Origin of the sequence: Streptomyces actinomycinicus (assembly GCF_016741775.1) — a bacterium.
GTDB classification, from domain to species: domain Bacteria; phylum Actinomycetota; class Actinomycetes; order Streptomycetales; family Streptomycetaceae; genus Streptomyces; species Streptomyces actinomycinicus.
Genome location: NZ_JAERRK010000011.1, coordinates 81,265 through 107,320, shown reverse-complemented (window position 1 = coordinate 107,320; position 26,056 = coordinate 81,265). Strand labels below are relative to the sequence as shown.

Here is a 26,056-nt window from a genome sequence, read left to right as displayed (position 1 = left end):
GCGGCGGTGCCTCAGCCCTGCTGGAAAAGTTCCGCCGGGAGCGGCTTCAGCAGGGCGTACAGGTCGTCCGTGATGGGGCGGTCCCAGGCGGCGATGGTCACGAGGACGCCGTCGCTGCGGTCGAACTGGACGCAGGAGATCCGGCTCTCGGAGAGCTTCAGACGCCGCACGATCAGGAGGTTGTCGCCCTGGAGGACGGGCGTGTCCTCGGTCTCGACGACGGTGACCTCCTCGTCGTTCTCCAGCGCCAGCAGCAGCTGGCCCACCTCGAAGGGGATCTCCCCCTCGGCGACCTCACGGGCCGGGGAGCCCTCCGGCAGATTGCCGATGATCATGGCGGGGCCGCGGCCGCCGAAGAGGTCGTAGCGCAGGAAGACGCCCTGGCAGGTGCCGTCGGGGGCGGGCAGCAGGCCCGCGCCGAGGTTGCCCGGCCAGTCGCCCGGGTCCATGGCCAGCACGTCGAATTCGGGTCCGGCAGGAGTGGCGCTGCGGCGGCGGAGGAACGACATGCGGCCATGGTACGTGCCCGTGCTGCGCCGGGTGGCGTGCGGGCGCCCGGGAGATCACCTGCGGCGGGCGGCTCGCCGGGGGGCCGGCCCGTCACGGCGGGCGGCTCGCGCGGCGCACGGCTCCTCGCGCCGGACGGCCGGTCGCCCGGGGCGGTTCAGCGCAGCGGGCAGCCGGTGAGCAGGGTCGCCGGGTCGGCGCCGGCCGGGCGCGCCACCGTCCGGTCGGCGGGCGGCGGGCCGCCCCCGTCGATCCACCGCTCCAGGGCCGTGAACGCGGAACGGTGGCAGGGCACCATCGGACGGAGCCGGCCGGGGAAGACGTCGGCCAGCGAGTCGGTGTGGGTGCCGTCCTCGATGCGGTAGTAGCGCAGCAGGGAACCGCGTCCGGCCCGGTGGACCATGCGGGCCCACACGTCGGAGTCCTCGCTGATGGGGAGGAGCACGTCGAGGGTGCCCTGGAGGGTGATCAGCGGTTTGCCGATGCGGCCGGTGAGGGCGATGCGGTCGACCGCGTGGTGGACCCCGGCCGGGCGGGCCGCGTAGTCGTAGTCCGCGTCGCACGCGGGGGTGCCGGAGGCGCAGTACGGGGTTCCCGCCTCTGTGGCACCGTCGTAGCCGGGGTCGAGTTCCTCGCGGTAGATGCGCTGGGTGAGGTCCCAGTAGACCTGGTGGTGGTACGGCCAGAGGAACTCCGAGCCGGCCGGGAAACCGGCCCGGTGCAGCGCCGCCTCCGCTTCGGCGGCTCCGGCGCCGCCGGCGGCGTAGACGGGGTAGTGGCGCAGGGCTGCCGGCAGGAAGGTGAGCAGGCTGGGGCCGTCCGAGCGCCAGAGGGTGCCTTCCCAGTCGACACCTCCGTCGTACAGCTCCGGGTGGTTCTCCAGCTGCCGGCGCACCAGATAGCCGCCGTTGGACATTCCGGTGGCGAGGGTGCGGGCGGGCGGGCGGTGGTAGCGCTGGGTGACCACGGTGCGGGCGGCACGGGTGAGCTGGGTGAGGCGGGTGTTCCATTCGGCGATGGCATCGCCGGGCCGGCGGCCGTCGCGGAAGAAGGCCGTGCCCGTGTTGCCCTTGTCGGTGGCCGCGTAGGCGTAGCCGCGGGCGAGCACCCAGTCGGCGATGGCCCGGTCGTTGGCGTACTGCTCGCGGTTGCCCGGGGTTCCGGCGACCACGAGTCCGCCGTTCCAGTGGTCGGGCAGCCGGATGACGAACTGGGAGTCGTGCTGCCAGCCGTGGTTGGTGTTGGTGGTGGAGGTGTCGGGGAAGTATCCGTCGATCTGGATGCCGGGGGCGCCCGTAGGGGTGGGCAGGTCCTTGGGGGTGAGCCCCGCGTAGTCGGCCGGGTCGGTGTGGCCGGAGGCCACGGTCCCGGCGGTGGTCAGCTCGTCCAGGCAGTCGGCGTGCTGGCGGGCGGCGCCGGGCACGTGCAAGCGGGCCCGGCCGGCGCAGTGGCTGTGCGGTGTCCCCGGGCCGGTGGGTGCCGCCGTGGCCGGGCTGACCAGGAGCGAGCAGACGGCGGCGAGCGACAGCGCGCCCAGTGCGGTGCGCCGGGCCGGCCGGGCGGGTGGTGAGGCGGGGTGGTGCGGCCGGGCGGGTGGTGAGGCGGAGTGGTGCGGGCGGGCGGGTGGTGAGGCGGGGTAGTGCGGGCGGGCGGGTGGTGAGGCGGGGTGGTGCGGGCGGTGGGGAAGCATGCGGTTCCTCCGGCGGGTTGGGGACGCGCTGGAGGCTAGGGGCGCTGTGGTGGGTGCGGACATGTGTGGGGCCGCCATGTTGACGACCCGTAGGGAGTCGTCGGCCACCATGGCGGCCCGCTGCGGGGTGGCTGACTCCGGCCGGCCTTGCTCCCGTCAAGGACAGCTGGGCGCAGCGAGGGACGGCTAGGGACAGCTGGTGTCGGCGATGGTGAAGTAGCCGGTGGGTGACTCCCTGAGCGTGTGGGTGACGAACGTGTTGTACAGGCCCATGTTCTGGTGGGAGCCGTTGGCGTAGGTGTAGCCGCCGCCGGTGGTGGCGTGTCCTGCCCCGACGTGGGCGTAGTTGCTCGCCGTCCAGCAGGCGACGGTGTCGCCGCCACCGGGGTCCGGGTCACCCGGTTCTGAGGTGTCCAGGCCGAAGAACCGGGCGATCCAGCGGCTGGAGCAGATCGAGTCGAGGAAGTAGGGGGCGCCGGTGCTGCCGCACTGCTCGCCGCCCGTGCCGGGGTCGACCGGGGTGCCGTGCCCGATGCCCGGAACACGGTCGACCTCGACGGCGACCGTGCCGTCGGCGGCCAGGTACTGCTCCTGCCGGGTGGCGTCGGGCCCGATGACCGCCGTCCGCGTGGGCGTCTGGGACAGCCCGTGCAGCGACGTCCACTGGTCGCGCAGTTCGGCGGCGTTGCGGGGTGCGACGGTGGTGTCCTGGTCCCCGTACCAGACGGCGGCGCGCGGCCACGGTCCGGTGTACGAGGGGTAGGCGTCGTGGACCCGCCGGGCCCAGTCGGCCGGAGTTCTGTCCACGCCGGGGTTCATGCAGGTGTAGGGGCTGGTGTCCGCGGCGCAGTCGTAAGGGAGGCCGGCGACGACCGCGCCGGCGGAGAAGACGTCGGGGTAGGCGGCGAGCATGACCGCGGTCATCGCGCCGCCGGCGGACAGACCGGTGACGTAGACCCGCTGCGGGTCGGCGCCGTAGGCGGTGACGGCGTGGGCGACCATCTGCCGGATGGACAGGGCCTCGCCCTGGCCGCGCCGGTTGTCGGTGGTCTGGAACCAGTTGAAGCACTTGTTCGGGTTGTTGGCGGTGCCCGTCTCGGCGAGCACCAGCAGGAAGCCGTCGTGTTCGGCGCGTTGCGGCAGCCCGGAGTTGTCGGCGTAGACCTGGGCGTTCTGCGTGCAGCCGTGCAGGGCCACGACGACCGGTGGGTGGGCCGGCAGGCCGGCGGGCCGGTACACGTACATGGTGAGGGCGCCCGGGTCGGACCCGAAGTCGCTCACCCTGGTGAGCGTGACGGAGGCGTGGGCGGAGGGCGTCGGCCCGGCGAGAGCAGTGCCGAGGACGACGGCGAGGACGGCGAGGAGACGGCCCAGGAGTCGGGCTCGTGGTGGCGCTCCCGGTGCCGTGCGGGACGAGGGCGGGGACATGGCGGCTCCTTCGGTGGCACATGTGTCCCGGCCGCTCCCGCACACGGGCGGCGCCCGGAGCGCCGGGGGTGGCGGAACCCTAGATTCGGGTGTGTCCGGGCACCATGGCGTCGCGCACCACAGCCGTCACGGCGGGACCCGGCCGCGGAGGGATTGCCGGGTGCCGTGCGGTCTGCTACACCGCTGTCTCTCCCGCGGCCTCACTCCTCCGGCGGGGCCGGCGGCACCACCGCGACCGGGCTCGCCGCGTGCAACAGCACGGCCTGGGTGACCGAGCCCATCATGCGGGCCGGGGCGAGCAGCCTTCTGCGGTGCCGGCCGACCACGACCAGGTCGGCGTCCCTGGAGGCGGCGACCAGGAGCCCGGCCGCGTCGCCGGGCAGGGCCTCGGCCTCGGCGCGCACCCCGGGGTGCCGTCGGCGGTGCGGGGCGAGGAAGCCGTCGGCGAGGGCGCGGGTCTCGCTCTCCACCACCTCCCGGTCGACCGGGGGCGGCACCGGCTGGCCGGGGGCCGACCAGGTCTGCACGGGCCAGGGGTAGGCGGCGATCACCTGCACCCGGGCCCGGCGGAGGGCGGCCTCCTCGAAGGCGAGGGCGAGGGCGCCCTCGTCCGGGCTGTCGACGTGCAGGCCGACGACCACCCTGGGTCCGGGCGCGACGGGTCCCTCCCCGTGCACCTCGCGGCCCGGCGGCGGTACGACGACCACCGGGCACTCGGCGTCCCGGGCGGCGGTGAGGCCGTTGGAGCCGAGCAGCAGGCTGGCGAAGCCACCGCGGCCCCGGGATCCCAGCACCAGCAGCTGTGCGCCGGTGCCGAGTTCGGGCAGCACGGCGCCCGGGACGCCCTCCAGGGCGACGTACTCCACCTCCGGGACCCCGGTGCGGTCCGTGAGCCGGGTGCGCACCTCGTCGAGCACCGGGTCGCCCTCCGCCTCGGGCGGTGCGGCGACCAGTACGTCGGCCTGGCCCCAGGCGGCGTACTGGCGCACGTGCACGACGCGCAGCGGTGCCGCGCGGCGGCGGGCGGTGTCCAGGGCCCAGTCCAGGGCGCGCAAGCTGTCCTCGGAACCGTCGACCGCGGCGATGACCGGGGCAGCGCTCATCGTTCCTCACCTCCGGAGCACGACCTTCCCCTTGCTGGGGCCAGCCTCGCTCAGGCGGGTGCCCCGGCAGGGCGCTGCTGCGTCGCGTGTCCGGAATTCCGGCCGTAACACCCCCGGATCAGGTGAGGATCTCGCGGAGGCGTCAGGTGAGGTCGAACTCGCCCTCACGGGCGCCGGAGACGAAGGCGCCCCATTCCGCGGGGGTGAAGATCAGAGAAGGGCTCTCCGGCCGGTCGCTGTTGCGCATCGCGATGAAGCCCTCGATGAAGGCGATCTGGACATCGCCCAGACCTCGGCTGCTGGACTGCCACTCGGCCCTGCTGAGATCCAGCTCCGGCTTGTCCCAGCCCGCGAGCGGCTGCTGCTGGGTGATGCTCTCGGCCACGTCCGTGCTCCTCCCGGTTCGTCGTCCGCGGGCCAGCCTAGCGACCGCTCGCTACCCAGGACAGGCCACGTGAAGAGGACCTTTCGGGAGTCCGTCCGGACCGCTCCGGACGGGCCGTCAGGAGTCGGGGGGCTCGGCGCCCACGAGCCACATGGAGAAGAACTGGGAGCCTCCGCCGTAGGCGTGCCCGAGCACCCTGCGGGCGCCGTCCACCTGGTGTTCTCCGGCCTGGCCGCGCACCTGGAGGGCGGCCTCGGCGAAGCGGATCATGCCGGAGGCCCCGATGGGATTGGTGGACAGCACGCCGCCCGACATGTTGACCGGCAGGTCCCCGTCGAGTCCGGTCACGCCGGACTCGGTGAGCTTCCAGCCCTCGCCCTCCGCGGCGAAGCCCAGGTTCTCCAGCCACATGGGCTCGTACCACGAGAACGGCACGTACATCTCGACTGCGTGGATGTCCCGGCGCGGGTCGGCGATGCCGGCCTGCCGGTAGACGTCGGCGGCGCAGTCCTTGCCGGCCTGCGGGGAGACGAAGTCCTTGCCGGCGAACAGGGTGGGTTCGCTGCGCATGGCGCCGCCGAGCAGCCAGGCGGGCGGCCGGGGCGCGCGGGCGGCGCCGGCCCGGTCGGTGAGGACCATGGCGCAGGCGCCGTCGGAGGACGGACAGGTCTCGGAGTAGCGAATGGGGTCCCACAACATGGGCGACGCCAACACCTTTTCGAGGGTGATGTCGTGCTCGTGGAGGTGGGCGTAGGGGTTCTTGAGGGCGTTGCGCCGGTCCTTGTGGGCGACGAGGGCGCCGATGGTGTCGGGGGCGCCGCTGCGCCGCATGTAGGCGCGCACATGGGGCGCGAAGAAGCCGCCCGCGCCGGCGAGCAGGGGCTGCTGGAAGGGGATGGGCAGGGAGAGGCCCCACATGGCGTTGGACTCGGACTGTTTTTCGAAGGCGAGGGTGAGGACGGTGCTGTGGACGCGGGCGGCGACGAGGTTGGCCGCGACGAGCGCGGTGGACCCGCCGACCGAGCCTGCGGTGTGCACCCGCAGCATGGGTTTGCCGACGGCGCCGAGGGCGTCGGCGAGGTACAGCTCGGGCATCATCACGCCCTCGAAGAAGTCGGGCGCCTTGCCGATGACGACGGCGTCGATGTCGGCCCAGGTCGCCTCGGCGTCCTCGAGAGCCCTCAGGGCCGCCTCGCGGACGAGTCCGGCGATCGACACGTCCCGGCGGGCGGCGACGTGCTTGGTCTGGCCGACTCCTGTCACGGCCACGGGCTCCTTGCTCATCGGGGATCCCCTTCGAGTACGGCGACCAGGTTCTGCTGCAGGCAGGGGCCGGAGGTGGCGTGGGCGAGGGCGCGGTCGGAGGCGCCGCGGTGGATGCGGGCGGCCGCCTCGCCGATGCGGATGAGTCCGGCCGCCATGATCGGGTTGGCGGCGAGGGCGCCGCCGGAGGGGTTGACGCACACGCTGTCGTCGAGGCGGAGGGCCCGGCGCAGGACCACCTCCTGGGAGCTGAAGGGTGCGTGCAGCTCGGCGGTGTCGACGGGGCGTTCGAAGGCGCCCGCGTTCTCGGCGGCGAGCCGGGCGGAGGGCGAGTCGGTGAGGTCGCGCACGCCGAGGCCGTGGGCCTCGATGCGGTGGTCGATGCCCCGGATCCAGGCGGGCCGTGCGCACAGCCGGCGGGCCCGGTCCCCCGCCGCGAGGACGACGGCGGCGGCGCCGTCCCCGACGGGCGGGCAGTCGCCGGCGCGCAGCGGCCGTACGACGTAGTCGCCCTGCGGTGCCGGCCCCCTGAGCTGGGCGTGGGGGTTGGTGCGGGCGTCGGCGCGGCTGCGGGCGCCGACGGCCGCGAGGGCGGGTTCGTCGGTGTGCCCGGCGTCGATGAGGGCCTGCGCCTGGAGGGCGGCGAGGGCGACCGCGTCGGGCCACAGGGGGGCGAGGTAGTAGGGGTCGAGCTGGCGGGTGAGCACGTCCCGGACCGAGCCGGGTGAGCACTTGCCGTAGGAGTAGACGAGGGCGGTGTCGGCTTCTCCGGTGAGCAGCTTGGTCCAGGCCTCGTACAGCGCCCAGGCGCCGTCCGTCTCGACGTGCGACTCGGAGATCGGCGGCCAGGCGCCGACGCCGTCCAGGGCGAGGGTGAAGGAGAAGGCACGGCCGGCAAGGTAGTCACTGGAGCCGGAGCAGGTGAAGCCGATGTCGGAGGTCTTCAGGCCGGTACGGGCCAGGACCTCGTGCAGGACCGGCATGAGCATCTCGACCTCGGAGGAGTCCTCGGTGGAGCGCCGGTGGTCGGTCTGTGCGAAGGCGACGACGGCGATGTCCCGGGGGCCGGGGGCTTCCTGGCTGGTCACAGCAGCTCCTTGTACGTCTCGTAGTCGGCGTCGGGTTCGCCGGTGGGCCGGTAGTGGTCCGGGAAGCGGGCGCCCTCGGTCCACACCGGTTCGACACGCAGCCCCATGCGCACCTGGTCGTAGGGGATGCCGCCGATCCGGGCGTGCAGGGCGAGGTCGGCGCCGTCGAGGGCGATGTGTGCGTAGACGTACGGCACGTCGATGTCGAGATTCGCCGTGTGAGAAGCCTTGATGTTGACGATGCAGAAGGTGGTGACTGTGCCCCGTGGACCCACTTGCACTTGTTCGGCTGTGGCGACACCACATGTGGGGCAGGCGCCCCGCGGCGGGACGTAGACCTTGCGGCAGGAGGGGCAGCGCTCTCCGACGATCCGTCGTTCGGAGAGGGCGTGGATGTAGGCGGACTGGGCGCGGCCGGGTGAGTAGGTGTAGTCGAGGCGGGCGTGGGCGACGATCCCAGTGAGCGGATCGGCGAACTCGCCGCTGTGACCGCGGGGTTGTTCCGGTTCGCCGTCGTACGGCTCGAAGCAGGCGATGTCGGTGATGGCCCCGGTGGGCTCCGCCGCCCAGCGGATGCGCACCCGCATGCCGGTGCGGACGGCATCGGGTCCGGGGGCGTCCAGGGCGTGCAGGAGGGCGGTGTCGGCGCCGTCGAGCCGGACCAGGACCCAGGCGAACGGGGTGGACAGGGGCTGGCCGCGGCGGGGTGCGTGGTTCCAGGCCCAGGTGGTGACCGTGCCCGTGGGCGCGATCTCCACCAGGTCGCGGATCTCGTCGGCGGTGACGGGGTCGTACTCGACGGGCGGGACCAGGGTGCGGCCGTCCGTGGTCCGCACGCCGAGGACGACCCGTTCGCGGAGTCCGGTCAGGAAGGCGCTCTGGACGGGGCCGAGGGAGCGGGTGAAGGGGAACTCGACGACGAGTGGCGCTTTGAGGGCTTCGGGCATGGGGGCTCCTCGGATCAGGCGCGCTTGTAGACGGGGGGCCGCTTCTCCGCGAAGGCGCGTGCACCCTCCTTGGCGTCGGCGGTGTCGAAGACCGGCCAGCCGCGGGTGAGTTCGGCGGCGAGACCCTCGGTCTCGGTCAGTTCGGCGGTCTCGTACACGGACGCCTTGACCGCCTCGACCGCGAGCGGGCCGCAGGCGTTGATCTGTTCGGCGATCTCCAGGGCTTTGGCGAGGGCGGTGGTGTCGGGGACGACGTGTCCGATCAGGCCGATGCCGGCGGCCTCCCGGGCGCTGTAGGGGCGTCCGGTGAGGAGCATCTCCAGGGCGTGGGTGCGCGGGATCTGGCGCTGGAGGCGGACGGTGGAGCCGCCGATCGGGAACAGGCCGCGCCTGACTTCGAACAGGCCGAAGGTCGCGGACTCGCCGGCGACCCGGATGTCGGTGCCCTGGAGGATCTCGGTGCCGCCGGCGACGCAGTGGCCCTCGACGGCGGCGATCACCGGTTTGCGCGGGCGGTGGTGGCGCAGCATGGCCTTCCAGTGCAGGTCGGGATCGGCCTTGAGGCGGTCGCGGTACTGCTGTCCCTGCATGCCGTCGCCGGCCAGGGCCTTCAGGTCCATGCCGGCGCAGAACGCGCCGCCGGCCCCGGTGAGCACGATCGAGCGGACGGAGTCGTCCGCGTCGGCCTCGATCCAGCCGTCGTACAGGCCGACGAGCATCGCCAGTGAGAGCGCGTTCTTTGCGTCGGGCCGGTTGAGCGTGAGCACCAGTGTGGCGCCTTCCCGCTGCACGGTGAGGTGTTCCGTCCCACCCATGGGCCATCTCCCCTCGGTCAGAACGAGAACAGGTTGCAGGAGGCGAGGAGGCACTTCAAGGGTTTTCTGACAGACAGTCAGATTTGTTGCGCGCGGGGCCTTCCCAGTTGCCCCGCGCTTTGCTCTGATGACCGGCGAACCGACGGATGCGCCTCTCTTCGCCAGGGCTGCCGGGGTCAGGAGGAAGCGGTGGAGTACAACCTTGCCGACCTGTTCGAGTCGGTCGTCGACGTGGTCCCGGACCGCGAGGCGCTCGTGTACCTCGACCGTCCCGGCACGGGCGCGGAACGCCGGCTGGCCTACGCGGGGCTCGACGCCGCCGCCAACCGCATCGCCCACCACCTCCTCGACAGCGGGATCCGCCCCGGTGAGCACCTGGGCCTGCACCTGTACAACGGGGTCGAGTACCTGCAGACGGTGCTGGCCTGCCTGAAGGCCAGGATCGTTCCGGTGAACGTGAACTACCGCTACGTGGAAGAAGAGCTGGTGTACCTGTACCGGGACGCCGACCTGGTCGCGCTGGTCTTCGACGCGGAGTTCGAGGACCGGGTGGCGGGTGCGCTGCCGCGGGCGCCGAAGCTGCGGCACCTGCTGCGGGTGGGCGCACCGGCCGCCGAGACGGTGCCGGGGGCGGTGCCGTTCGCCGCCGCGGAGGCCGCGGGATCTCCCGGGCGGGGCTTTCCCGCGCGTTCCGGGGACGACCAGTTCATCATCTACACCGGTGGCACGACCGGCATGCCCAAGGGGGTGATGTGGCGCCAGGAGGACCTGTTCTTCGCCGGGCTGGGCGGCGGGGCACCGACCGGGGAGCCGGTGAAGGCGCCGGAGGAACTGGCCGAGCGGGTCGCCGCGGGCGGCTCCGGGATCACCTTCTTCCCCACTCCCCCGCTGATGCACGGCACCTCGACGCTCACCGCGTTCATCGGCTTCAACTTCGGGCAGCGGGTCGTCCTGCACCGCAAGTACGTGCCCGAGGAGGTGCTGCGGACGGTCGAGCGGGAGAAGGTCACCAGCGTGTCCCTCGTCGGTGACGCGATGCTCCGGCCGCTGATCGACGCGCTCGCCGGCCCGATGAAGGGCACCGACTGCTCCTCGCTGTTCAGCGTCTCCTCATCGGGCGCGATCATGTCCGAGACGGTGCGCAGCCAGTTCCGCGCACTGGTCCCGAACGCCCTGCTGCTGAACAACTTCGGCTCCTCGGAGTCCGGTTTCAACGGCACCGCGACCGAGGACTCCGGACCCGAACGCGGCTTCCGCATCCGGGTCAACTCCCGTACGCAGGTGGTGGATCCGGGAACGTACGAACCGGTCGCCGTCGGCGAGGTGGGCCGGGTCGCGCAGTGCGGCCATGTGCCGCTCGGGTACTACAACGACCCGGCGAAGACCGCCGAGACGTTCTTCGAGAAGGACGGCCGGCGCTGGGTGCTGCTGGGCGACATGGCGACGGTCGACGAGGACGGCGTGGTCACCGTCCTGGGGCGCGGCTCGCAGTGCATCAACACCGGGGGCGAGAAGGTCTACCCGGAAGAGGTCGAGCAGGCCCTCAAGGCACACCCCGACGTGTACGACGCGCTGGTCGCCGGGGTGCCGGACACCCGATGGGGCTACCACGTGGCCGCCGTGGTGCAACTGCGCACGGGGGCGCCGCGGCCCTCGCTGGCCGACATCCAGGACCACTGCCGCACCCGGCTGGCGGGCTACAAGATCCCCCGCCAGCTGGTGATCACGGACGCCGTCCAGCGGTCGCCGAGCGGCAAGGCCGACTACCGGTGGGCGCGGGAGGTGGCGGTGGCGGCGGAGCGCCCGTAGCCCGTCACCGCTCGAGGAACTCCTCCACCAGGGCGAGGAACTCCTCCGGGCGGGCCTCGTGGACGAGGTGCCCGGCGTCGACGGTGACCAACGAGGCGCCCGGGATGAGGTCCGCCAGCTTCGCGACCTGGTCCTGAGGAATGTGGCTTGCTGCTCCACCCGCGATGACCAGAGTGGGCATGGTGATCCGGTCCATGTGGTCCCACCACACGGGATCGGGTGCGTTGCGCTGCTCGTCGGTGGCCCGCACCATCGCCCAGTCGAACGGCAGCTCGCCGGCGGGCCGTTCCGCGGGCGGGCGGGGCGGATCCAGCGGGACCGGCGCGCCCACGTCTTCCAGCACGAGGCGGCTCACGACGCCGGGGTGACGCTGGGCCAGCAGGTAGGCGACGACCCCGCCGAGCGAATGCCCCACCACGTCGACGCTCGTCAGGCCGAGGGTTGTCAGCAGGGCACGGACGTCCTCGCTCATGGCCTCCAGCCGGTACTCGCCGGGCCAGTCGCTGCGGCCGTGGCCGCGCAGGTCGGGGGCGTACACCCGGCGGGGACGCGGGGACGCCGCGAGGCGTTCGGCGATCCGGGTCCAGTCGCCGCCGTCGGCGCCCCGGCAGTGCAGCAGGAGGACGGGCGGGGCACCCGCCGGGCCCCAGGTGCGGCAGGCCAGCGTGAGTCCGCCTGCCCGGACGGTGTGCGGTGCGGTGGTCTCCATGCGAGTCACGCTAGTTCGGCGGCACGGCGTGCGGTGCCCGCTCTGCTCAGGGCAGAGTGCCGGCCGCGGGCTCGGCGAGAAATGCGGCGACGGAGTCACGGAACCGCTCGGGGTCGTCCAGCCACGGGTAGTGGGCGGCGCCGGGCTGGACCGTCACCTCGGCGTTCGGGAAGGCCTCGGCGGCGCGACGGGCGAGGCCCGGGCGTGGACCGCCGTCCAGCTCGCCCGCGTACACGAGGACCGGCGCGGCCAGGGTGGCGAGGGCGCTCCGGGTCGCATCCGGGGTGAAGGCACCCTCGGCGAAGTAGCGTTCGCCCGCCTCGTCGTTGCTCTGCTCCAGTTCGGCGTCGGTGTGTGCCCGGGCGGTGTCGTCCCAGCGGCCGTAGAAGAAGGGCAGGAAGACGTCGTCGAAGTCCGACTCGCCCGCGAGCCAGGCCCGGAAGGCGGGGAACGCCTCGTCGAACCACGGCTCGTCCGCGCGCAGCCGGGCCGCGGCCAGCCGGTCCTCGGGCGTGGCCCGGATGCCCAGGGCGGAGGGGTTGGGGGTGAGGAGCACCAGTCGGCGTATCCGGTGCGGATGGCGGGCCGCGTAGAGCATCGCCAGGGCGGCACCTGCCGAGTGAGCGAGCAGATCCATGCGTTCCAGACCCATGTGCGCCCGCCAGGCCTCCACGTCCCGGACCATCTGGTCACAGCGGTACGTGGCCGGGTCCGCCGGCTCCCCGGAGTCACCGGTGCCCCGCAGGTCGAGCAGGGCCAGCCGGCGGTGCGCGGTGAGCCCACCGAGATCCCCGAGGTAGGCGGAGGCACGCATGGGACCACCGGGGAGGACGGCGAGGGGCTCTCCGGCGCCCCGCAGGTGGTAGGCGAGCCGGGTGCCGTCGGCTGCGGTGAAGGTCGGCATGCGCTGATCATCACGGGACGCCCCGCCCGCCCGCAACGCATTTCAGGACACCGGCCGTGCCCCACGCCGCGCCCCTCGCCCCGCGCCCGCCGTCCACTTCCGGCCGGCGCCCGCGGCTTCTCCCGGTCGGCGTCCCTGCTTCTCCCGCCCCGCGCCCGCGCTTCCGCCGGCTCCGGCCGGGAAAAATTCCGCAGACCCCTTGCCTGCGGCCGGAACGGCCTGAATTACTGACCATGGAAACATCGACCGAATGATCGGTCGTCCGGAATGTGTGGCTGGTGAGGAGACGTCCCGATGGCGGATGTGACGGACCTGCTCGACGCGGGCGAACGGCTCGGGCCCGAGGAACTGCGTGCCCTCCAGCTGGAGCGGATGCGTACCTCGCTCCGCCACGCGTACGAGAACGTGCCGTTCTACCGGGACTCCTTCGACAAGGCCGGCGTCCGCCCGGAGGACTGCCGTACACTCGCCGACCTGGCCCACTTCCCCTTCACGACCAAGGCCGACCTGCGGGAGAACTACCCGTACGGCATGTTCGCCGTGCCACGGGAGAAGGTCCGCCGGCTGCACGCCTCCAGCGGCACCACGGGACGCCCCACGGTGGTCGGCTACACGGACAACGACCTTTCCATGTGGGCGGACATGGTGGCGAGGTCCATCCGCGCGGCCGGCGGACGGCCCGGCGACATCGCACATGTGGCCTACGGCTACGGGCTGTTCACGGGTGGCTTGGGCGCCCACTATGGTGCCGAGCGCCTGGGCTGTACGGTCGTCCCGGCCTCCGGCGGCATGACGGCCCGCCAGGTGCAGCTGATCCGCGACCTGGAACCGTCCGTCATCATGGTGACCCCCTCCTACATGCTCACGCTGCTGGACGAGTTCGAGCGGCAGGGCGTGGACCCGCGCAGTACCTCCCTGCGCGTGGGGATCTTCGGCGCCGAGCCCTGGACCGAGCGGATGCGCCGCGAGATCGAGGAGCGGTTCTCGATCGACGCCGTCGACATCTACGGACTGTCCGAGGTGATCGGTCCCGGTGTGGCCCAGGAGTGCGTGGAGACCAAGGACGGTCTCCACGTGTGGGAGGACCACTTCTATCCCGAGGTCGTCGATCCCCTCACCGGCGAGGTGCTGCCGGAGGGCGAGCGGGGCGAGCTGGTCTTCACCTCGCTGACCAAGGAGGCCATGCCGATCATCCGCTACCGGACGCGCGACCTCACCCGGCTGCTGCCGGGCACGGCCCGGGCGTTCCGGCGGATGGAGAAGGTCACCGGGCGCAGTGACGACATGGTGATCCTGCGCGGGGTCAACCTGTTCCCGACCCAGATCGAGGAGATCGTGCTGCGCACGCCCGGAGTGGCTCCGCACTTCCAGCTGCGGCTCACCCGGGAGGGCCGCCTGGACTGTCTGACCGTCCGGGCCGAGGCCCGCCCGGACGCTCCGCCGGAGGTCCGGGAGGCGGCTGCCCGGTCCATCGTCGCCGCCGTCAAGGACGGCATCGGTGTGTCGGTCGACGTGGAGATCGTGGAGCCGGAGACCCTCGAGCGATCGGTGGGCAAGATCCGCCGGATCATGGACCTGCGACCCCGCGACGCAGGGTAGGCCGGCCCGCAGTTCCCCGCGTCCAGGGGCCGCGGGGAACTGCGCGATCAGACAGGACGGTCCCGCAGCCGCACAACGGTCCGCAGCGGCACCCCGTAGCGTCGGGCAGGCCGGCCCCGCGACGCCGGCGTCCACCGCCGCAGGCCCGGCCCGGCCTAGCCGCTGAAGCGGTCCCGCAGCTCGCGTTTGAGGATCTTGCCGCTGGCGTTGCGCGGCAACTCGTCGACGAACAGCACCTGTTTGGGCGCCTTGAACGGCGTGAGCTTCTGCTTCACGTGCGCGATGAGCTGGTCCTCGGTCACCTCGCCCCGGGGGACGACGACCGCCGTGACGGCCTCGATCCACCGCTCGTCGGGCAGGCCGATCACGGCGGCCTCGGCGACCGCCTCATGGGTGTACAGGGCGTCCTCGACCTGACGCGAAGCCACCAGTACGCCACCGGAGTTGATGACGTCCTTCACCCGGTCGACGATGGTGAAGTAGCCGTCGGCGTCCCGCACCGCGAGGTCGCCGGAGTGGAACCAGCCGTCGCGGAAGGCCTCGGCGCTCTCCTCCGGCCTGTCCCAGTAGCCCTCGCACAACTGCGGTGACCTGTAGACGATCTCGCCGGGGGTGCCGTCCGGCACGTCCGCGCCGGTCCCGTCCACGACCCGGGCGTCCACGAACAGTACGGTCCGCCCGCAGGAGTCCAGCCGGCCCTCGTGCTCGCCGGGGCCGAGCACGGTGGCCAGCGGGCCGATCTCACTCTGCCCGAAGCAGTTGTAGAGGGCGAGCTTCGGCAGGCGCTCACGCAGCCGTTCCAGCACGGGCACCGGCATGATCGAGGCGCCGTAGTAGGCCTTGCGCAGGCCGCCGAGGTCACGGGTGGCGAAGTCGGGCCGGTTGGCCAGGCCGATCCACACCGTGGGCGGCGCGAACAGGCTGTCCACGCGGCCCGCTTCGATCAGGTCGAACAGCCGGTCCCCGTCCGGGGCGTCCAGGATGATGCTGGTCGCGCCCACCGCGAGCGAGGGCAGCAGGAACACGTGCATCTGCGCCGAGTGGTACAGCGGCAGCGCGTGCACCGGACGGTCGCCCGCGCTCAGATCGAGCGCAGTGATCGCGCTCAGGTACTCGTGCACCAGGGCCCGGTGGGTCATCATCGCGCCCTTGGGCAGGGCGGTCGTGCCGGAGGTGTACAGCAGTTGCACCAGGTCCTCGGTGCGCGGGTCGGGGCCGGCGTACGGCGTCGCTCCGGGGAGCCGGGCGAGCAGCGAGTCGTCCGCGTTCCGCAACGGCAACGACCGTGCTCCGTGCGGCAGTCGTCCGGCGAGGTCCGGGTCGGTGAGGACCAGGGTGCTGCCGGACTGGCCGATGAGGTACGCCAGGTCGTCACCGGTGAGGTTCTGGTTGACCGGCACGTGGACCAGGCCCGCGCGGGCGCAGGCGAGGAAGGCGATCAGATAGGCGTCGGAGTTGTGGCCGTAGGCGGCGACCCGGTCGCCGGGCACGAGGCCCTCGGCGAGCAGCAGCGCGGCCGCGCGGGAGACGGCGTCGTCCAGTTGCTCGTACGTCCAGGCCCGCTCGCCGTACTCCACCGCGACGCGCGCCGGGGTGCGGCGGGCGCTGCGCCGCAGCACCCCGTCGACCGTGCTGCCGTGTCCCTGCATCATGACAGCCGATCCTCGGGCCGCCGGCCGTGCCGGTCAAGCACCCGGGGGGCCGGGCACGCTCGCTCGCCGTCGCCCCGGCCCCGCCGGTCGGCCGCCCCGCCGGGCGCGGGTCACACCGGCCGGGTGCGTCCCTCCCAGTACGGCTCCCGCAGCCGCCGCTTGTACAGCTTCCCGTTGGGGTCGCGGGGCATCTCGGCGATGAAGTCGATGCTCTTCGGCCGCTTGTAGCCGGCCAGCCGGTCGGAGCAGTGGGCGAGGAGGGCGGCGGTCAGCCCGGGTCCCGGTTCGTGTCCCGGGGCCGGCTCGACCACGGCCTTGACCTCCTCGCCCCAGTCGTCGTGCGGGATGCCGAAGGCAGCGGCGTCGGCGACCGCCGGGTGGGAGAGGAGGACGGATTCGATCTCGGCCGGGTAGATGTTGACCCCGCCGGAGATGATCATGTCGATCTTGCGGTCGCGGAGGAAGAGGTAGCCGTCCTCGTCCAGGTAGCCGAGGTCGCCGACGGTGAAGAAGTCGCCGATTCGGTTCTTGCGGGTCTTGGCCTCGTCCTTGTGGTACGTGAAACCGCCGGTGTTCATCTTCATGTAGACGGTGCCGAGCCGGCCGGGCGGGAGCCGGTCGCCGTCGTCGTCGAAGACCGCGAGTTCGCTGATCGGCCAGGCCTTGCCGACCGTGCCGGGCTTCTTCAGCCAGTCCTCGGCGGTGGCGAAGGCACCACCGCCCTCGCTGGCCGCGTAGTACTCCTCCACACAGTGTCCCCACCAGTCGATCATGGCTCGTTTCACGTGGTCCGGGCAGGGGGCGGCACCGTGGATGGCGTGCCGCATGGACGAGACGTCGTGGCGGGCCTTCACCTCGTCCGGAAGGGCCAGCAGCCGGTGGAACTGGGTCGGGACCATATGGGTGTGGGTGCAGTCGTGGGTGTCGATGAGGCGGAGCATCTCCTCTGGCATCCACTTGTCCATCAGTACCAGGCGGTGTCCCAGGTGCAGGGACGCGCCGGCGAACTGCAGGACGGCCGTGTGGTAGAGCGGCGAGCAGACGAGGTGGACGTTGCCGTCGAACGGCCGGATACCGAAGATGCCGAGGAAGCCGCCCAGGTACGACTCCTCGGGCGCCTTGCCGGACAGCGGGCGCCGGATGCCGCGGGGGCGTCCGGTCGTACCGGAGGTGTAGTTCATGACCCAGCCGAGTTCGCGGGCGGAGGGGGCCGACTCGGGCTGCCCGGCGAGGAGTTCGGGGTAGGGCCGGAAGCCGTCGACGGCACCGACCGCGTACCGGTGGCCGGCCGGCAGCCCGGCCTCGTCGGCGGCCCGGCGCGCCGCGTCGGCGAACCGCTCGTGCGCGATGAGGACCTTGGCGCCGGAGTCGGCGACGATCCAGGCGATCTCGGGGCCGACGAGGTGGTGGTTGACCGGCACCAGATAGAGGCCGGCCTGGGTCGCGGCCAGGTAGGCGGTGAGGAACTCGACGCCGTTAGGCAGGACCACGGCGAAGGCGTCACCACGCGTCAGGCCGGCCGCACGCAGCCCGTGCACGAGCCGGTTGGCGGCGGCGTGCAGGCGGCCCGCGGTCCACTCCTCTCCGTCGGGGGCGACGAGGACGGCCCGGCCGGGGTCCTGGGCGGCCTGCGCCCAGAATCCGGCGGGGGGTGTGCTCATGGATGCGCTCACGACTGGCCGCTCCTTCCGGCGATGCGGTTGATGCGGTCCACGGCCTGCTCGAAGCCGCGGGTGAGGTCGTCGAAGACGGCCCGGACGCTGCGTTCGCCGGTCATGCGGCCGACGATCTGGCCCACGGGGGTGCCGAGCAGCGGCTCGACCTCGTACTTCTGGATGCGGGAGACCGCCTCCGCGACCAGCAGTCCCTGCAGCGGCATGGGCAGGGTGCCGGGCCCGGCCGGGTCGTCCCAGGCGTCGGTCCACCCGGTCCGGAGCTGACGCGCGGGTTTCCCGGTCAGGGCGCGGGAGCGGACGGTGTCCCCGGATCCAGCGGCGAGGAGTTTGCGGGTCAGGGCGGGCGAGTGGAGGTCTGCTTCTGTGGTGGTCAGCCATATAGAGCCCAGCCACACACCTTGGGCGCCCAGGCTGAGCGCGGCGGCCACCTGCCGGCCGCTGCCGATGCCTCCTGCGGCCAGTACGGGCAGCGGGTCGACGGCGTCCACGACCTCGGGGGTGAGCACCATGGTGGCGATCTCCCCGGTGTGGCCGCCGGCCTCGTAGCCCTGGGCCACGACGACGTCGATGCCGGCCTCCTGGTGCTTGCGGGCGTGCCGGGCGCTGCCGGCGAGCGCGGCGACCAGGACGTCCCGGTCGTGGGCACGGGCGACGACGTCGGCGGGCGGGGAGCCGAGCGCATTGGCCAGCAGCCGGATCGGGTAGTCGAAGGCGACGTCGAGCTGGGTACGGGCGACCTGCTCCATCCAGCCGGTGATCCGCCATCCGGACGTCTCGCCGTCGGCCAGTTCCGGGACCCCGTGCCTGGCGAGGGTGTCCCGCACGAACTGCCGGTGCCCTTCCGGGATCATCGCCTCGATGTCCGCCTCCGTCAGCGTGCGGCCTTCCGCGGCTTCCACCTTCTTGGCGGGCATCACCACGTCCAGCCCGTAGGGCCGGCCCCCGGCGTGCGCGTCGAGCCAGTCGAGGTCGCGTTTGAGGTCGTCGGGGGCGGTGTAGCGGACCGCACCGAGCACACCGAAGCCGCCGGCCCGGCTGATCGCCGCGGCCACGGCAGGGAACGGCGTGAAGCCGAAGACGGCGTGCTCGATTCCCAGTTTCCTGCTCAGCTCCGTCTGCATGGGCGCAGGATGCCGCAGCCCGCCGGACGACGGAAGACCTTTTCTGATGCTCCGTCAAATCCATGCCGGTCCGCTCCGCACAGCCACTCCGCCCACCGAGCCACGCGGTCCGCTCCGCCACAGCCATGCGGTCCGCTCCGCCACAGCCACTCGGCCGGATCCATCGGATCCCCTCGGCCAGATCCATCGGATCCCCTCGACCGGTCCGACCGGAGCCGCTCGGACGGTCCGGCAGAGCCGTCGGATTCCGGACCACCGTCCCGTGCCCCGTTGACACACCTCCCCCCTGACAGGAAAGTTTCACCGGCAGGGCAAGCCCCGAAAGATAGTTTCAGCCGGGAGGCCGCGCGATGACGGACGACCTTGCAGGCGGACGAGCGAGCGGTCCGACGCGCCGCCGGCTGGTGGCGGGTTCCCTGGCCGCGGGCGGCGCACTGGCCCTCGGCGCGCTCCCCGGCAACCCGGCCACCGCCGCAGCCCGGACACCAACACCCACGCCCCCGCCTGCGGTCCCGACACCCGCCGGCACCGCGCCCGTCGGCCCCGCGTCCACCGCCACCCACCGCACCCTGCGCCACGGCTCACCCGAACGCGCCGGACTGCTCCCCGCCCATCTGCGGCAACTCGTCGCGGACGCCCGGGCGTTCCTCGCGCCCTCCCCCCGGCACCCCTGGTACGCGGGCGCCGTCCTGCTCGCCGGGCGTGGGCACACCGTGGCCCTGCACGAGCCGATCGGCACGGCGGTGCGCTATGCCGCGTACGACGAGAAGACCGACAGCGGGGTCGAGTTACCGCCCGAGCGGCAGATCCCGATGGCCCGGGACACCGTGTTCGACCTGGCCTCCGTCTCGAAGCTGTTCACGTCGGTCCTCGCGGTGCAGCAGATGGAGCGGGGCAGCCTGGAGCGGGAGGCGACGGTCGCCTCGTACCTCCCGGAGTTCGGGGCCGCGGGCAAGCAGGACGTCACGATCCGTCAGCTGCTCACCCACACCTCGGGTCTGCGCTCCTGGATCCCGCTGTACAACGCACCGACGCGCGAGGAGAAGCTCCGGCTCGTCTTCGGCGAGGCGCCGCTCAACCCGCCCGGCAGCACCTACCTGTACTCGGACCTGAACCTGATCTCCCTCCAGCTGGTGCTGGAACGGATCACGGGCCGCACCCTGGACGCGCTTCTCCACGACGGGATCACCGGCCCGCTCGGGCTGCACCGCACCCGGTACAACCCGCCCGCCTCCTGGAAGCCGCGGATCGCGGCGACGGAGGACGCCCGCAGGCCCTGGTCGGGACTTGACCGGGGCCTGGTGTGGGGCGAGGTGCACGACGAGAACGCGTACAGCCTGGGCGGCGTCGCGGGCCACGCCGGGGTCTTCTCCTGCGCCTGGGACCTCGCCGTACTCGGCCGCACCCTGCTGAACGGCGGCGTCCACGGCAGGACGCGGGTGCTGCGGCCGGAGTCGGCGGAGCTGCTGTTCACCGACTTCAACACGGCGTTCCCCGGCCATGAGCACGGGCTCGGCTTCGAGCTGTACCAGCACTGGTACATGGGTGCGCTGGCCACCCCGCGCACTGCGGGCCACACCGGCTTCACCGGTACCTCGCTCGTCCTCGATCCGACGACGGACTCGTTCCTCGTCGTGCTCGGCAACTCGGTGCATCCCGTGCGCACCTGGCGGTCCGGCTCCGCTCCCCGCGTCGCCGCGGGCAACGGCCTGGCCCGTGCCGTGCCGGTCCGCCCGGCGCGGGGGCGTACGGCGTGGTTCTCGGGCATGGCGAGCGCCACCACGGCGACGCTCACCCTGCCCGCGCTCGACACCTCGGCCGGCGAAGCGTTTCTGCGGTGTGCGCTGTGGTGGGACACCGAGCCCGGGGCGGACGTCCTGGCCCTGGAGTCGAGCACGGACGGCGGCTCCGCCTGGCAGCCGGTCGCCTTCACCACCGTCCGCCACGACGTCCGCCACGACGAGGACCCACGGGACCACCCGGCCGGCACGGTCACGGGCTGGTCGGGCCGTGTCTGGCACCGCCTGACCGCCCCTCTCCCGGCCGAGCGCCGGCTCACCGTGCGCTGGCGGTACACCACCGACCGGCTGTACGTCGGCCGGGGCGCCTATGCGGACGCGTTGCGTGTCGAGGCGGGCGAGGCGGTGCTGTTCGACGGGGCACGCCCGGCGGACACGGCCCGCATCACGACGGTGGGCTGGCAGCGCTCGGCCGACTGAAGCGGCCCGAGGCGGACCGACGCGGACCGAGGTGGACCGACGCGGACCGAGGTGGACCGAGGTGGACCGACGCGGACCGAGGCGGACCGACGCGGACCGAGGCAGCTCGAGGCGGAGCAAGGCGGACCGCAGTGGGGCTCGGCCGGCCGGGAGCGGACGGCGGGCGCGCGGCCGGCCGAGCCGGACGGCGGAGCCGGTCAGTCGCGCTCCAGTACCGCCATGGCCGCGTTGTGGCCCGGTACCCCGCTCACCCCTCCCCCGCGCACCGCGCCCGCCCCGCACAGCAGGACGTTGGCGTGCCGGGTCTCCACTCCCCAGCGGCCGGTGCCCCCGTCCTCCTGCGCGTACGGCCAGGACAGTGCCCGGTGGAAGATGTTCCCGCCGGGCAGCCGCAGGTCCCGTTCGAGGTCGAGCGGGGTCTTCGCCTCGATGCAGGGGCGGCCGTCGGCGTCGGTGGCCAGGCAGTCGGCCAGGGGTTCGGCGAGGTGGGCGTCGAGCTGGGCGAGGGTGGACTTCAGCAGTTCCTCGCGGACGGCGTCGTTGTCCCGGTCGAAGAGCCGGGCCGGGGTGTGCAGGCCGAAGAGGGTGAGTGTCTGGTAGCCGCGCTCGGCGAGGCCGGGCCCGAGGATGGTGGGGTCGGTCAGGGAGTGGCAGTAGATCTCCGACGGCGGGGCGGCGGGGAGTTCGCCCGCGGCGGCCTGGGCGTGGGCGGTGGCCAGCTCGCGGTAGCCCTCGGCGATGTGGAAGGTGCCGGCGAACGCCTCGCGCGGGTCGGTGTCGGGGTCGCGCAGCCTGGGCAGCCGTTCCAGCAGCATGTTGATCTTGAGCTGGGCCCCTTCGGCGGGTTGCGGGGCCGGGTCGCCGGTGAGGACGGCCAGTTCCTGCGGGGAGGCGTTCACCAGGACGTGCCGGGCCGCGGCGACCCCCTCGCCGTCGGCCGTGCGGTAGGTGATCTCGGCGGTGCGCCCGTCGGTGTGGATGCGGACCGCCTCGTGGCCGGTGGCGACGACCGCGCCGGCCGAACGCGCCGCCGCGGACAGCGCGTCGGTGAGGGCGCCCATGCCGCCGACGGGTACGTCCCAGGCGCCGGTGCCGCCGCCGATCACGTGGTAGAGGAAACAGCGGTTCTGGGCCAGGGACGGGTCGTGGGCGTCGGCGAAGGTGCCGATGAGCCCGTCGGTGAGAACGATGCCCCGGACCAGGTCGTCGGTGAAGTTCTCCTCGATCGCGACGCCGATCGGGTCCTCGAACAGGACCCGCCAGGCGGTCTCGTCGTCGATGCGGCGGCGCAGTTCGTCACGGGTGGGCAGCGGCTCGGTGAGCGTCGGGAACACGCGCCGGGCGAGGCGGCCCGTCATGCCGTAGAAGCGCTGCCAGGCCGCGTACTCCTGCTCGCCGCCGGTCAGCCGGGCGAAGGCGTCCCGGGTGCGCTGCTCGCCGCCGCCGACGAGGAGTCCGGTGGGCCGTCCCGCCCGCTCGACGGGGGTGTAGGAGGAGATGGTGCGGGAGCGGACCCGGAAGTCCAGTCCGAGGTCGTCCACGATCTTCTGCGGGAGCAGGCTGACCAGGTAGGAGTACCGGGAGAGGCGGGCGTCGACCCCGGCGAACGGGCGGGTCGAGACGGCCGCGCCGCCGGTGTGGTCCAGCCGTTCCAGGATCAGCACGGAGCGGCCGGCCCGGGCCAGGTAGGCGGCGGCGACCAGGCCGTTGTGGCCGCCACCGACGATGACGGCGTCGTACGCGCGGGTTCCCTCGTTCGCAGACATGGTTCTTCGTAGCACGCGGTGATCCACGACGGCCAGAGGCGGGCCCGGGGCGGATCACGAGCCCGGTCCGTACGGCACCGGGGAGCGGTCAAGGCCCCCCTCCGTGCGGCGCCGGGGGTGATCACGGCCCCGCCCTGTGCAGGGCCGGGCGTGTGTCCGGGCCGAGCCGTGCCATGGCGCGCAGGATGTGCTTCGGCGGCAGCTGCCAGCGAAGCCGGGCCGGAACACCGCGGAGCAGCACGCCGGTGGCGCGCAGCCGGCGGGTGACGACGGCCGGCGCGGGGGCCGGTCTGCCGTACAGCGCATGGGCGTACGGCGGCAGCGCGGCGTACGCCAGGTCCGCCACGCGCCGCCACACCAGCGCACGGGCCGGTACGAGGAGGGGGTGGGTCGGCGGGCGGAGCAGGAAGTCGTCCACCGTGCGCGCCTCGGGTCCGGCGGCCAGGTCCGGGCGCACCTTCTCGAAGTACGCGGCGAGTTCGGCGCGGCTCGCGGGTACGTTCTCCGGGTCGAGTCCCACCAGCCGGGCGCTGATCCGGTGTTCGGCTATGTACCGGTCGGTCTGCGCGTCGGTGAGCGGGTAGCCGGAGCGGCGCATGACGTGGACGTAGGAGTCGATCTCCGCGCAGTGCACCCACAGCAGCAGTTCGGGTTCGCCGACGCCGTACCTCTCCCCGGTGTCCGGGTCGGTCGCCCACAGCATGCCGTGGATCTTCCGCACGCGGGCCCCGGCACGTTCGGCGGCCTCGCTGGTGCCGTACGTCGTCGTCCCGACGAAGTCCGCGGTGCGCAGCAGCCGGCCCCAGGCGTCGCGTCGGAAGTCGGAGTTCTGCAGCACCCCGCGGACCGCACGCGGGTGCAGCGCCTGGAGGTAGAGCGCGCGCACGCCGGCGATCCACATCATGGGGTCGCCGTGCATCTGCCAGGTCACCGAGCCGGGGCCGAAGAGACCCGGGTCGGCACACGTGTCCATGCCGTCCACACCGGCAGTCTGAGCGGCGTCCGCGGGCGGTATCAAGGCTCGTGCTCGCCACGTCTCGCGGGCCCGCGGGGGATCGGGAGGCCCGGGCGGTACGGCGACGCCTGCTCTTCCGCTTCCCCGAGGCCCGGGACCGGTGAGGATCGAAGCCCCGGCGGTTCCGCGCGAGGCGGGTCACGCGAGGCGGGTCACGTACGAACGCACATGCCAGGCGGGCCGCGGCACTGGTCGGCTCATGCGATGTGACAGGGGTCTTTTCCCTCGCACCCGCGACAGTATGATCGGCGCAGGCACACGGCCGCGGCCGGTTGCCGTGACCGAGTCGGCGAACGTGGTCCTGGAAGGACCGTGGACGAGCCCGTTCAGGACCCCGAGGGAGTGGACCCGTGATGACGCGTTCCGTGCGCCGTACCCGCCGGTCGCCCCGGGTGGCCGGATTCCTCGCGCCGTGACCCCGCCCCACCTCACCGGCGCCCCGGCCGGCCCCCGCACGGACCGGCCGCGGCGCCGCCGTGCCCGCGGGGGCGCACCCCTGCCTCTCCTCCTGCCCGCGCTGGCCGGCCTGGTGTTCCTGGTCCTGCCGCTCGTCGCCCTGCTGATCAGGGCCCCGTGGCGGAGCATGCCGGAGCTGCTGACCAGCCCCGAGGTGTGGCAGGCGCTTCAGCTGTCCCTCGTCAGTGCCACCGCCGCGACCGCCGTCAGCCTGGTGTTCGGCGTCCCGCTGGCCTGGCTGCTGGCGCGGGTCGAGTTCCCGGGGCGTGGGTTCGTACGGGCCCTGGTGACGCTGCCGCTCGTGCTGCCGCCGGTCGTCGGCGGTGTGGCCCTGCTCCTCGCCCTGGGCCGCAACGGGGTCGTCGGCCAGTGGCTCGACTCCTGGTTCGGGATCACCCTGCCGTTCACCACCACCGGGGTCGTGGTCGCGGAGGCGTTCGTGGCGATGCCGTTCCTGGTCATCAGCGTCGAGGGCACCCTGCGCGCCGCCGACCCCCGTTACGAGGAAGCGGCCACCACGCTCGGCGCGTCCCGCTTCACCGCGTTCCGCCGGGTCACCCTGCCGTTGATCGCCCCGGGCATCGCCGCGGGCGCCGTGCTGGCCTGGGCCCGGGCACTCGGTGAGTTCGGCGCGACGATCACCTTCGCCGGCAACTTCCCCGGCCGCACCCAGACCATGCCCCTCGCCGTCTACCTGGCGCTGCAGAACGACCCGGACGCGGCGATCGCACTCAGCCTGGTGCTGCTGGCCGTGTCGATCGCGGTGCTGGCCGGGCTGCGGGACCGTTGGATGACCGCCTCGTGACCGGCACCCTGAAGCTCCCGCACGAGGGCACGCCGGGATCGTCCGCCGAGGGCCTCGACGCCCGGCTGGTGGTCGAGCGGGGCGCCTTCCGTCTCGACGTGACGCTGACCGCGGCGCCCGGAGACGTGGTCGCGCTCCTCGGCCCGAACGGCGCCGGCAAGACGACCGCGCTGCGCGCCCTCGCCGGGCTGGTGCCGCTCACCGGCGGGCACCTCCGGCTGGACGGCGCCGAGCTGGACCGGATGTCCCCCGAGTCCCGTCCGGTGGGCGTCGTCTTCCAGGACTACCTGCTCTTCCCCCACCTGTCCGCGCTGGACAACGTGGCCTTCGGACCTCGCTGCCACGGCGTGCCGAAATCGCAGGCCCGCGCGCAGGCCGCCGTGTGGCTGGACCGGATGGGGCTCACCGAGCACTCCTCGGCCAAGCCCCGCCGGCTGTCCGGCGGCCAGGCCCAGCGCGTCGCCCTGGCCCGCGCCCTGGCCACCCGCCCCCGGCTGCTGCTCCTCGACGAGCCGCTCGCCGCCCTCGACGCCCGTACCCGCCTGGACGTCCGCGCCCAGCTCCGGCACCACCTGGCCGACTTCGAGGCAGTCGCCCTGCTCGTCACACACGACCCGCTGGACGCGATGGTCCTGGCCGACCACCTCGTCGTCGTGGAGGACGGCCGCGTCGTCCAGGAGGGCACGCCCTCCGACATCGCCCGGCACCCGCGCACCGACTACATCGCGCACCTGGTCGGACTCAACCTCTACCGGGGCGAGGCGGAGGGACATTCGGTACGGCTCGACGCGGGACCCGGGATCACGACCACCGAGGACCTCACCGGCCCGGTCTTCGTCGCCTTTCCGCCCGGTGCGGTGACCCTGCACCGCGACCGTCCCACCGGCTCCAGCGCCCGCAACGTGTGGCGCTGCGAGGTCGCCGGCCTGGAGACCCACGGCGACCAGATCCGCGCCGACCTCGCCGGCGAGCTGCCGCTCGCGGCGGACCTGACGACGGTCGCCGCGGCCGAGCTGGACCTGCGTCCCGGTGCCCCCGTCTGGGCTACGGTCAAGGCCGCCCAGACACACGCCTACCCCGCCTGACACGTCGGACGGCA

Annotated in this window: 20 protein-coding genes and 1 pseudogene; 5 read left to right on the top strand and 16 right to left on the bottom strand. The window is 73.1% G+C overall.

Features of this window, described 5'->3' with window-relative positions:
* Positions 1–11 precede the first annotated feature (11 nt).
* The 9 genes from JK359_RS21950 to JK359_RS21910 all read right to left on the bottom strand — a co-directional run bounded on the left by JK359_RS21950 (position 12) and on the right by JK359_RS21910 (position 9,226).
* The gene (locus JK359_RS21950; RefSeq protein WP_201838174.1) at positions 12–509 is read right to left on the bottom strand and encodes a glycosyltransferase family protein; all 498 of its coding nucleotides are present in this window, start codon (positions 507–509) and stop codon (positions 12–14) included.
* Positions 510–664: 155 nt separating this feature from the next.
* On the bottom strand, positions 665–2,197 hold the full coding sequence (locus tag JK359_RS21945; protein ID WP_236678237.1) for a 3-hydroxybutyrate oligomer hydrolase family protein: 1,533 nt from the start codon (positions 2,195–2,197) through the stop codon (positions 665–667).
* 186 nt (positions 2,198–2,383) lie between these two features.
* The gene (locus JK359_RS21940) at positions 2,384–3,625 is read right to left on the bottom strand and encodes an extracellular catalytic domain type 1 short-chain-length polyhydroxyalkanoate depolymerase (protein ID WP_201838171.1); all 1,242 of its coding nucleotides are present in this window, start codon (positions 3,623–3,625) and stop codon (positions 2,384–2,386) included.
* Between the two features lie 200 nt (positions 3,626–3,825).
* Positions 3,826–4,728: a universal stress protein gene (locus tag JK359_RS21935; protein ID WP_201838169.1), complete on the bottom strand. Its 903-nt coding sequence runs from the start codon at positions 4,726–4,728 to the stop codon at positions 3,826–3,828.
* 142 nt (positions 4,729–4,870) lie between these two features.
* Positions 4,871–5,113: a DUF397 domain-containing protein gene (locus JK359_RS21930; protein ID WP_201838168.1), complete on the bottom strand. Its 243-nt coding sequence runs from the start codon at positions 5,111–5,113 to the stop codon at positions 4,871–4,873.
* Positions 5,114–5,230: 117 nt separating this feature from the next.
* Positions 5,231–6,397 carry a thiolase family protein gene (locus JK359_RS21925; protein ID WP_201838166.1) on the bottom strand — a complete coding sequence of 389 codons (1,167 nt, stop codon included), beginning with the start codon at positions 6,395–6,397 and terminating at the stop codon, positions 5,231–5,233.
* The gene (locus JK359_RS21920; RefSeq protein WP_201838164.1) at positions 6,394–7,464 is read right to left on the bottom strand and encodes a thiolase family protein; all 1,071 of its coding nucleotides are present in this window, start codon (positions 7,462–7,464) and stop codon (positions 6,394–6,396) included. Before JK359_RS21920 ends, JK359_RS21925 begins: the two co-directional genes overlap by 4 nt.
* Positions 7,461–8,411, bottom strand: a complete 951-nt coding sequence (locus JK359_RS21915; RefSeq protein ID WP_201838162.1) for a Zn-ribbon domain-containing OB-fold protein — start codon at positions 8,409–8,411, stop codon at positions 7,461–7,463. Before JK359_RS21915 ends, JK359_RS21920 begins: the two co-directional genes overlap by 4 nt.
* A 14-nt stretch (positions 8,412–8,425) precedes the next feature.
* Complete coding sequence (locus JK359_RS21910; RefSeq protein WP_201838160.1) at positions 8,426–9,226, bottom strand: crotonase/enoyl-CoA hydratase family protein; 801 nt, start codon at positions 9,224–9,226, stop codon at positions 8,426–8,428.
* A 189-nt stretch (positions 9,227–9,415) separates the two neighbouring features.
* On the opposite strand from JK359_RS21910, the gene JK359_RS21905 reads away from it, so the two are divergent.
* Positions 9,416–11,035, top strand: coding sequence for an acyl-CoA synthetase (locus JK359_RS21905; RefSeq protein WP_201838159.1), 1,620 nt, complete (start codon positions 9,416–9,418; stop codon positions 11,033–11,035).
* Between the two features lie 4 nt (positions 11,036–11,039).
* Here JK359_RS21905 and JK359_RS21900 read toward each other — a convergent pair.
* A pseudogene (locus tag JK359_RS21900) lies at positions 11,040–11,735 on the bottom strand (alpha/beta fold hydrolase); the annotation flags it as partial.
* 55 nt (positions 11,736–11,790) lie between these two features.
* Positions 11,791–12,648, bottom strand: a complete 858-nt coding sequence (locus JK359_RS21895) for an alpha/beta fold hydrolase (protein ID WP_201838155.1) — start codon at positions 12,646–12,648, stop codon at positions 11,791–11,793.
* A 294-nt stretch (positions 12,649–12,942) separates the two neighbouring features.
* On the opposite strand from JK359_RS21895, the gene paaK reads away from it, so the two are divergent.
* A complete protein-coding gene (gene paaK, locus JK359_RS21890; protein ID WP_201838153.1) occupies positions 12,943–14,247 on the top strand; it encodes a phenylacetate--CoA ligase PaaK in 1,305 nt (434 codons plus the stop codon).
* Positions 14,248–14,402: 155 nt separating this feature from the next.
* Here the strand turns inward: paaK and JK359_RS21885 are convergent, their stop codons facing one another.
* From JK359_RS21885 to JK359_RS21875, 3 genes are all read right to left on the bottom strand, one after another.
* The gene (locus JK359_RS21885) at positions 14,403–15,899 is read right to left on the bottom strand and encodes an acyl-CoA synthetase (RefSeq protein WP_201838151.1); all 1,497 of its coding nucleotides are present in this window, start codon (positions 15,897–15,899) and stop codon (positions 14,403–14,405) included.
* 110 nt (positions 15,900–16,009) lie between these two features.
* Entirely contained in the window at positions 16,010–17,560 is a 1,551-nt protein-coding gene (locus JK359_RS21880; protein ID WP_201838450.1) for an acyl-CoA synthetase, read from the bottom strand.
* Between the two features lie 8 nt (positions 17,561–17,568).
* On the bottom strand, positions 17,569–18,696 hold the full coding sequence (locus JK359_RS21875; protein WP_201838149.1) for a nitronate monooxygenase: 1,128 nt from the start codon (positions 18,694–18,696) through the stop codon (positions 17,569–17,571).
* 350 nt (positions 18,697–19,046) lie between these two features.
* Here JK359_RS21875 and JK359_RS21870 point away from each other — a divergent pair, with 350 nt between their 5' ends.
* Entirely contained in the window at positions 19,047–20,915 is a 1,869-nt protein-coding gene (locus JK359_RS21870) for a serine hydrolase domain-containing protein (protein ID WP_201838147.1), read from the top strand.
* 197 nt (positions 20,916–21,112) lie between these two features.
* Here the strand turns inward: JK359_RS21870 and JK359_RS21865 are convergent, their stop codons facing one another.
* Entirely contained in the window at positions 21,113–22,681 is a 1,569-nt protein-coding gene (locus JK359_RS21865) for a phytoene desaturase family protein (protein ID WP_201838145.1), read from the bottom strand.
* A 121-nt stretch (positions 22,682–22,802) separates the two neighbouring features.
* On the bottom strand, positions 22,803–23,654 hold the full coding sequence (locus tag JK359_RS21860) for an oxygenase MpaB family protein (protein WP_201838448.1): 852 nt from the start codon (positions 23,652–23,654) through the stop codon (positions 22,803–22,805).
* A gap of 454 nt (positions 23,655–24,108) precedes the next feature.
* Between JK359_RS21860 and JK359_RS21855 the strand changes: the two genes are divergently transcribed.
* Together JK359_RS21855 and JK359_RS21850 are read left to right on the top strand one after the other, a co-directional pair.
* The gene (locus JK359_RS21855) at positions 24,109–24,957 is read left to right on the top strand and encodes an ABC transporter permease (protein ID WP_201838143.1); all 849 of its coding nucleotides are present in this window, start codon (positions 24,109–24,111) and stop codon (positions 24,955–24,957) included.
* Positions 24,954–26,042 carry an ABC transporter ATP-binding protein gene (locus tag JK359_RS21850; RefSeq protein WP_201838141.1) on the top strand — a complete coding sequence of 363 codons (1,089 nt, stop codon included), beginning with the start codon at positions 24,954–24,956 and terminating at the stop codon, positions 26,040–26,042. The genes JK359_RS21855 and JK359_RS21850 overlap by 4 nt, the downstream gene beginning before the upstream one ends.
* Positions 26,043–26,056: the final 14 nt, after the last annotated feature.

What these genes read in the sequence shown, in the direction of transcription:
- JK359_RS21915 (WP_201838162.1), bottom strand. Translation starts at nt 8,411, where the DNA reads ATGCCCGAAGCCCTCAAAGCGCCACTCGTCGTCGAGTTCCCCTTCACC.
- JK359_RS21895 (WP_201838155.1), bottom strand. Translation starts at nt 12,648, where the DNA reads ATGCCGACCTTCACCGCAGCCGACGGCACCCGGCTCGCCTACCACCTG.
- paaK (WP_201838153.1), top strand. Translation starts at nt 12,943, where the DNA reads ATGGCGGATGTGACGGACCTGCTCGACGCGGGCGAACGGCTCGGGCCC.
- JK359_RS21885 (WP_201838151.1), bottom strand. Translation starts at nt 15,899, where the DNA reads ATGATGCAGGGACACGGCAGCACGGTCGACGGGGTGCTGCGGCGCAGC.
- JK359_RS21910 (WP_201838160.1), bottom strand. Translation starts at nt 9,226, where the DNA reads ATGGGTGGGACGGAACACCTCACCGTGCAGCGGGAAGGCGCCACACTG.
- JK359_RS21880 (WP_201838450.1), bottom strand. Translation starts at nt 17,560, where the DNA reads ATGAGCACACCCCCCGCCGGATTCTGGGCGCAGGCCGCCCAGGACCCC.
- JK359_RS21875 (WP_201838149.1), bottom strand. Translation starts at nt 18,696, where the DNA reads ATGCAGACGGAGCTGAGCAGGAAACTGGGAATCGAGCACGCCGTCTTC.
- JK359_RS21940 (WP_201838171.1), bottom strand. Translation starts at nt 3,625, where the DNA reads ATGTCCCCGCCCTCGTCCCGCACGGCACCGGGAGCGCCACCACGAGCC.
- JK359_RS21935 (WP_201838169.1), bottom strand. Translation starts at nt 4,728, where the DNA reads ATGAGCGCTGCCCCGGTCATCGCCGCGGTCGACGGTTCCGAGGACAGC.
- JK359_RS21860 (WP_201838448.1), bottom strand. Translation starts at nt 23,654, where the DNA reads ATGGACACGTGTGCCGACCCGGGTCTCTTCGGCCCCGGCTCGGTGACC.
- JK359_RS21945 (WP_236678237.1), bottom strand. Translation starts at nt 2,197, where the DNA reads ATGCTTCCCCACCGCCCGCACCACCCCGCCTCACCACCCGCCCGCCCG.
- JK359_RS21865 (WP_201838145.1), bottom strand. Translation starts at nt 22,681, where the DNA reads ATGTCTGCGAACGAGGGAACCCGCGCGTACGACGCCGTCATCGTCGGT.
- JK359_RS21925 (WP_201838166.1), bottom strand. Translation starts at nt 6,397, where the DNA reads ATGAGCAAGGAGCCCGTGGCCGTGACAGGAGTCGGCCAGACCAAGCAC.
- JK359_RS21950 (WP_201838174.1), bottom strand. Translation starts at nt 509, where the DNA reads ATGTCGTTCCTCCGCCGCCGCAGCGCCACTCCTGCCGGACCCGAATTC.
- JK359_RS21870 (WP_201838147.1), top strand. Translation starts at nt 19,047, where the DNA reads ATGACGGACGACCTTGCAGGCGGACGAGCGAGCGGTCCGACGCGCCGC.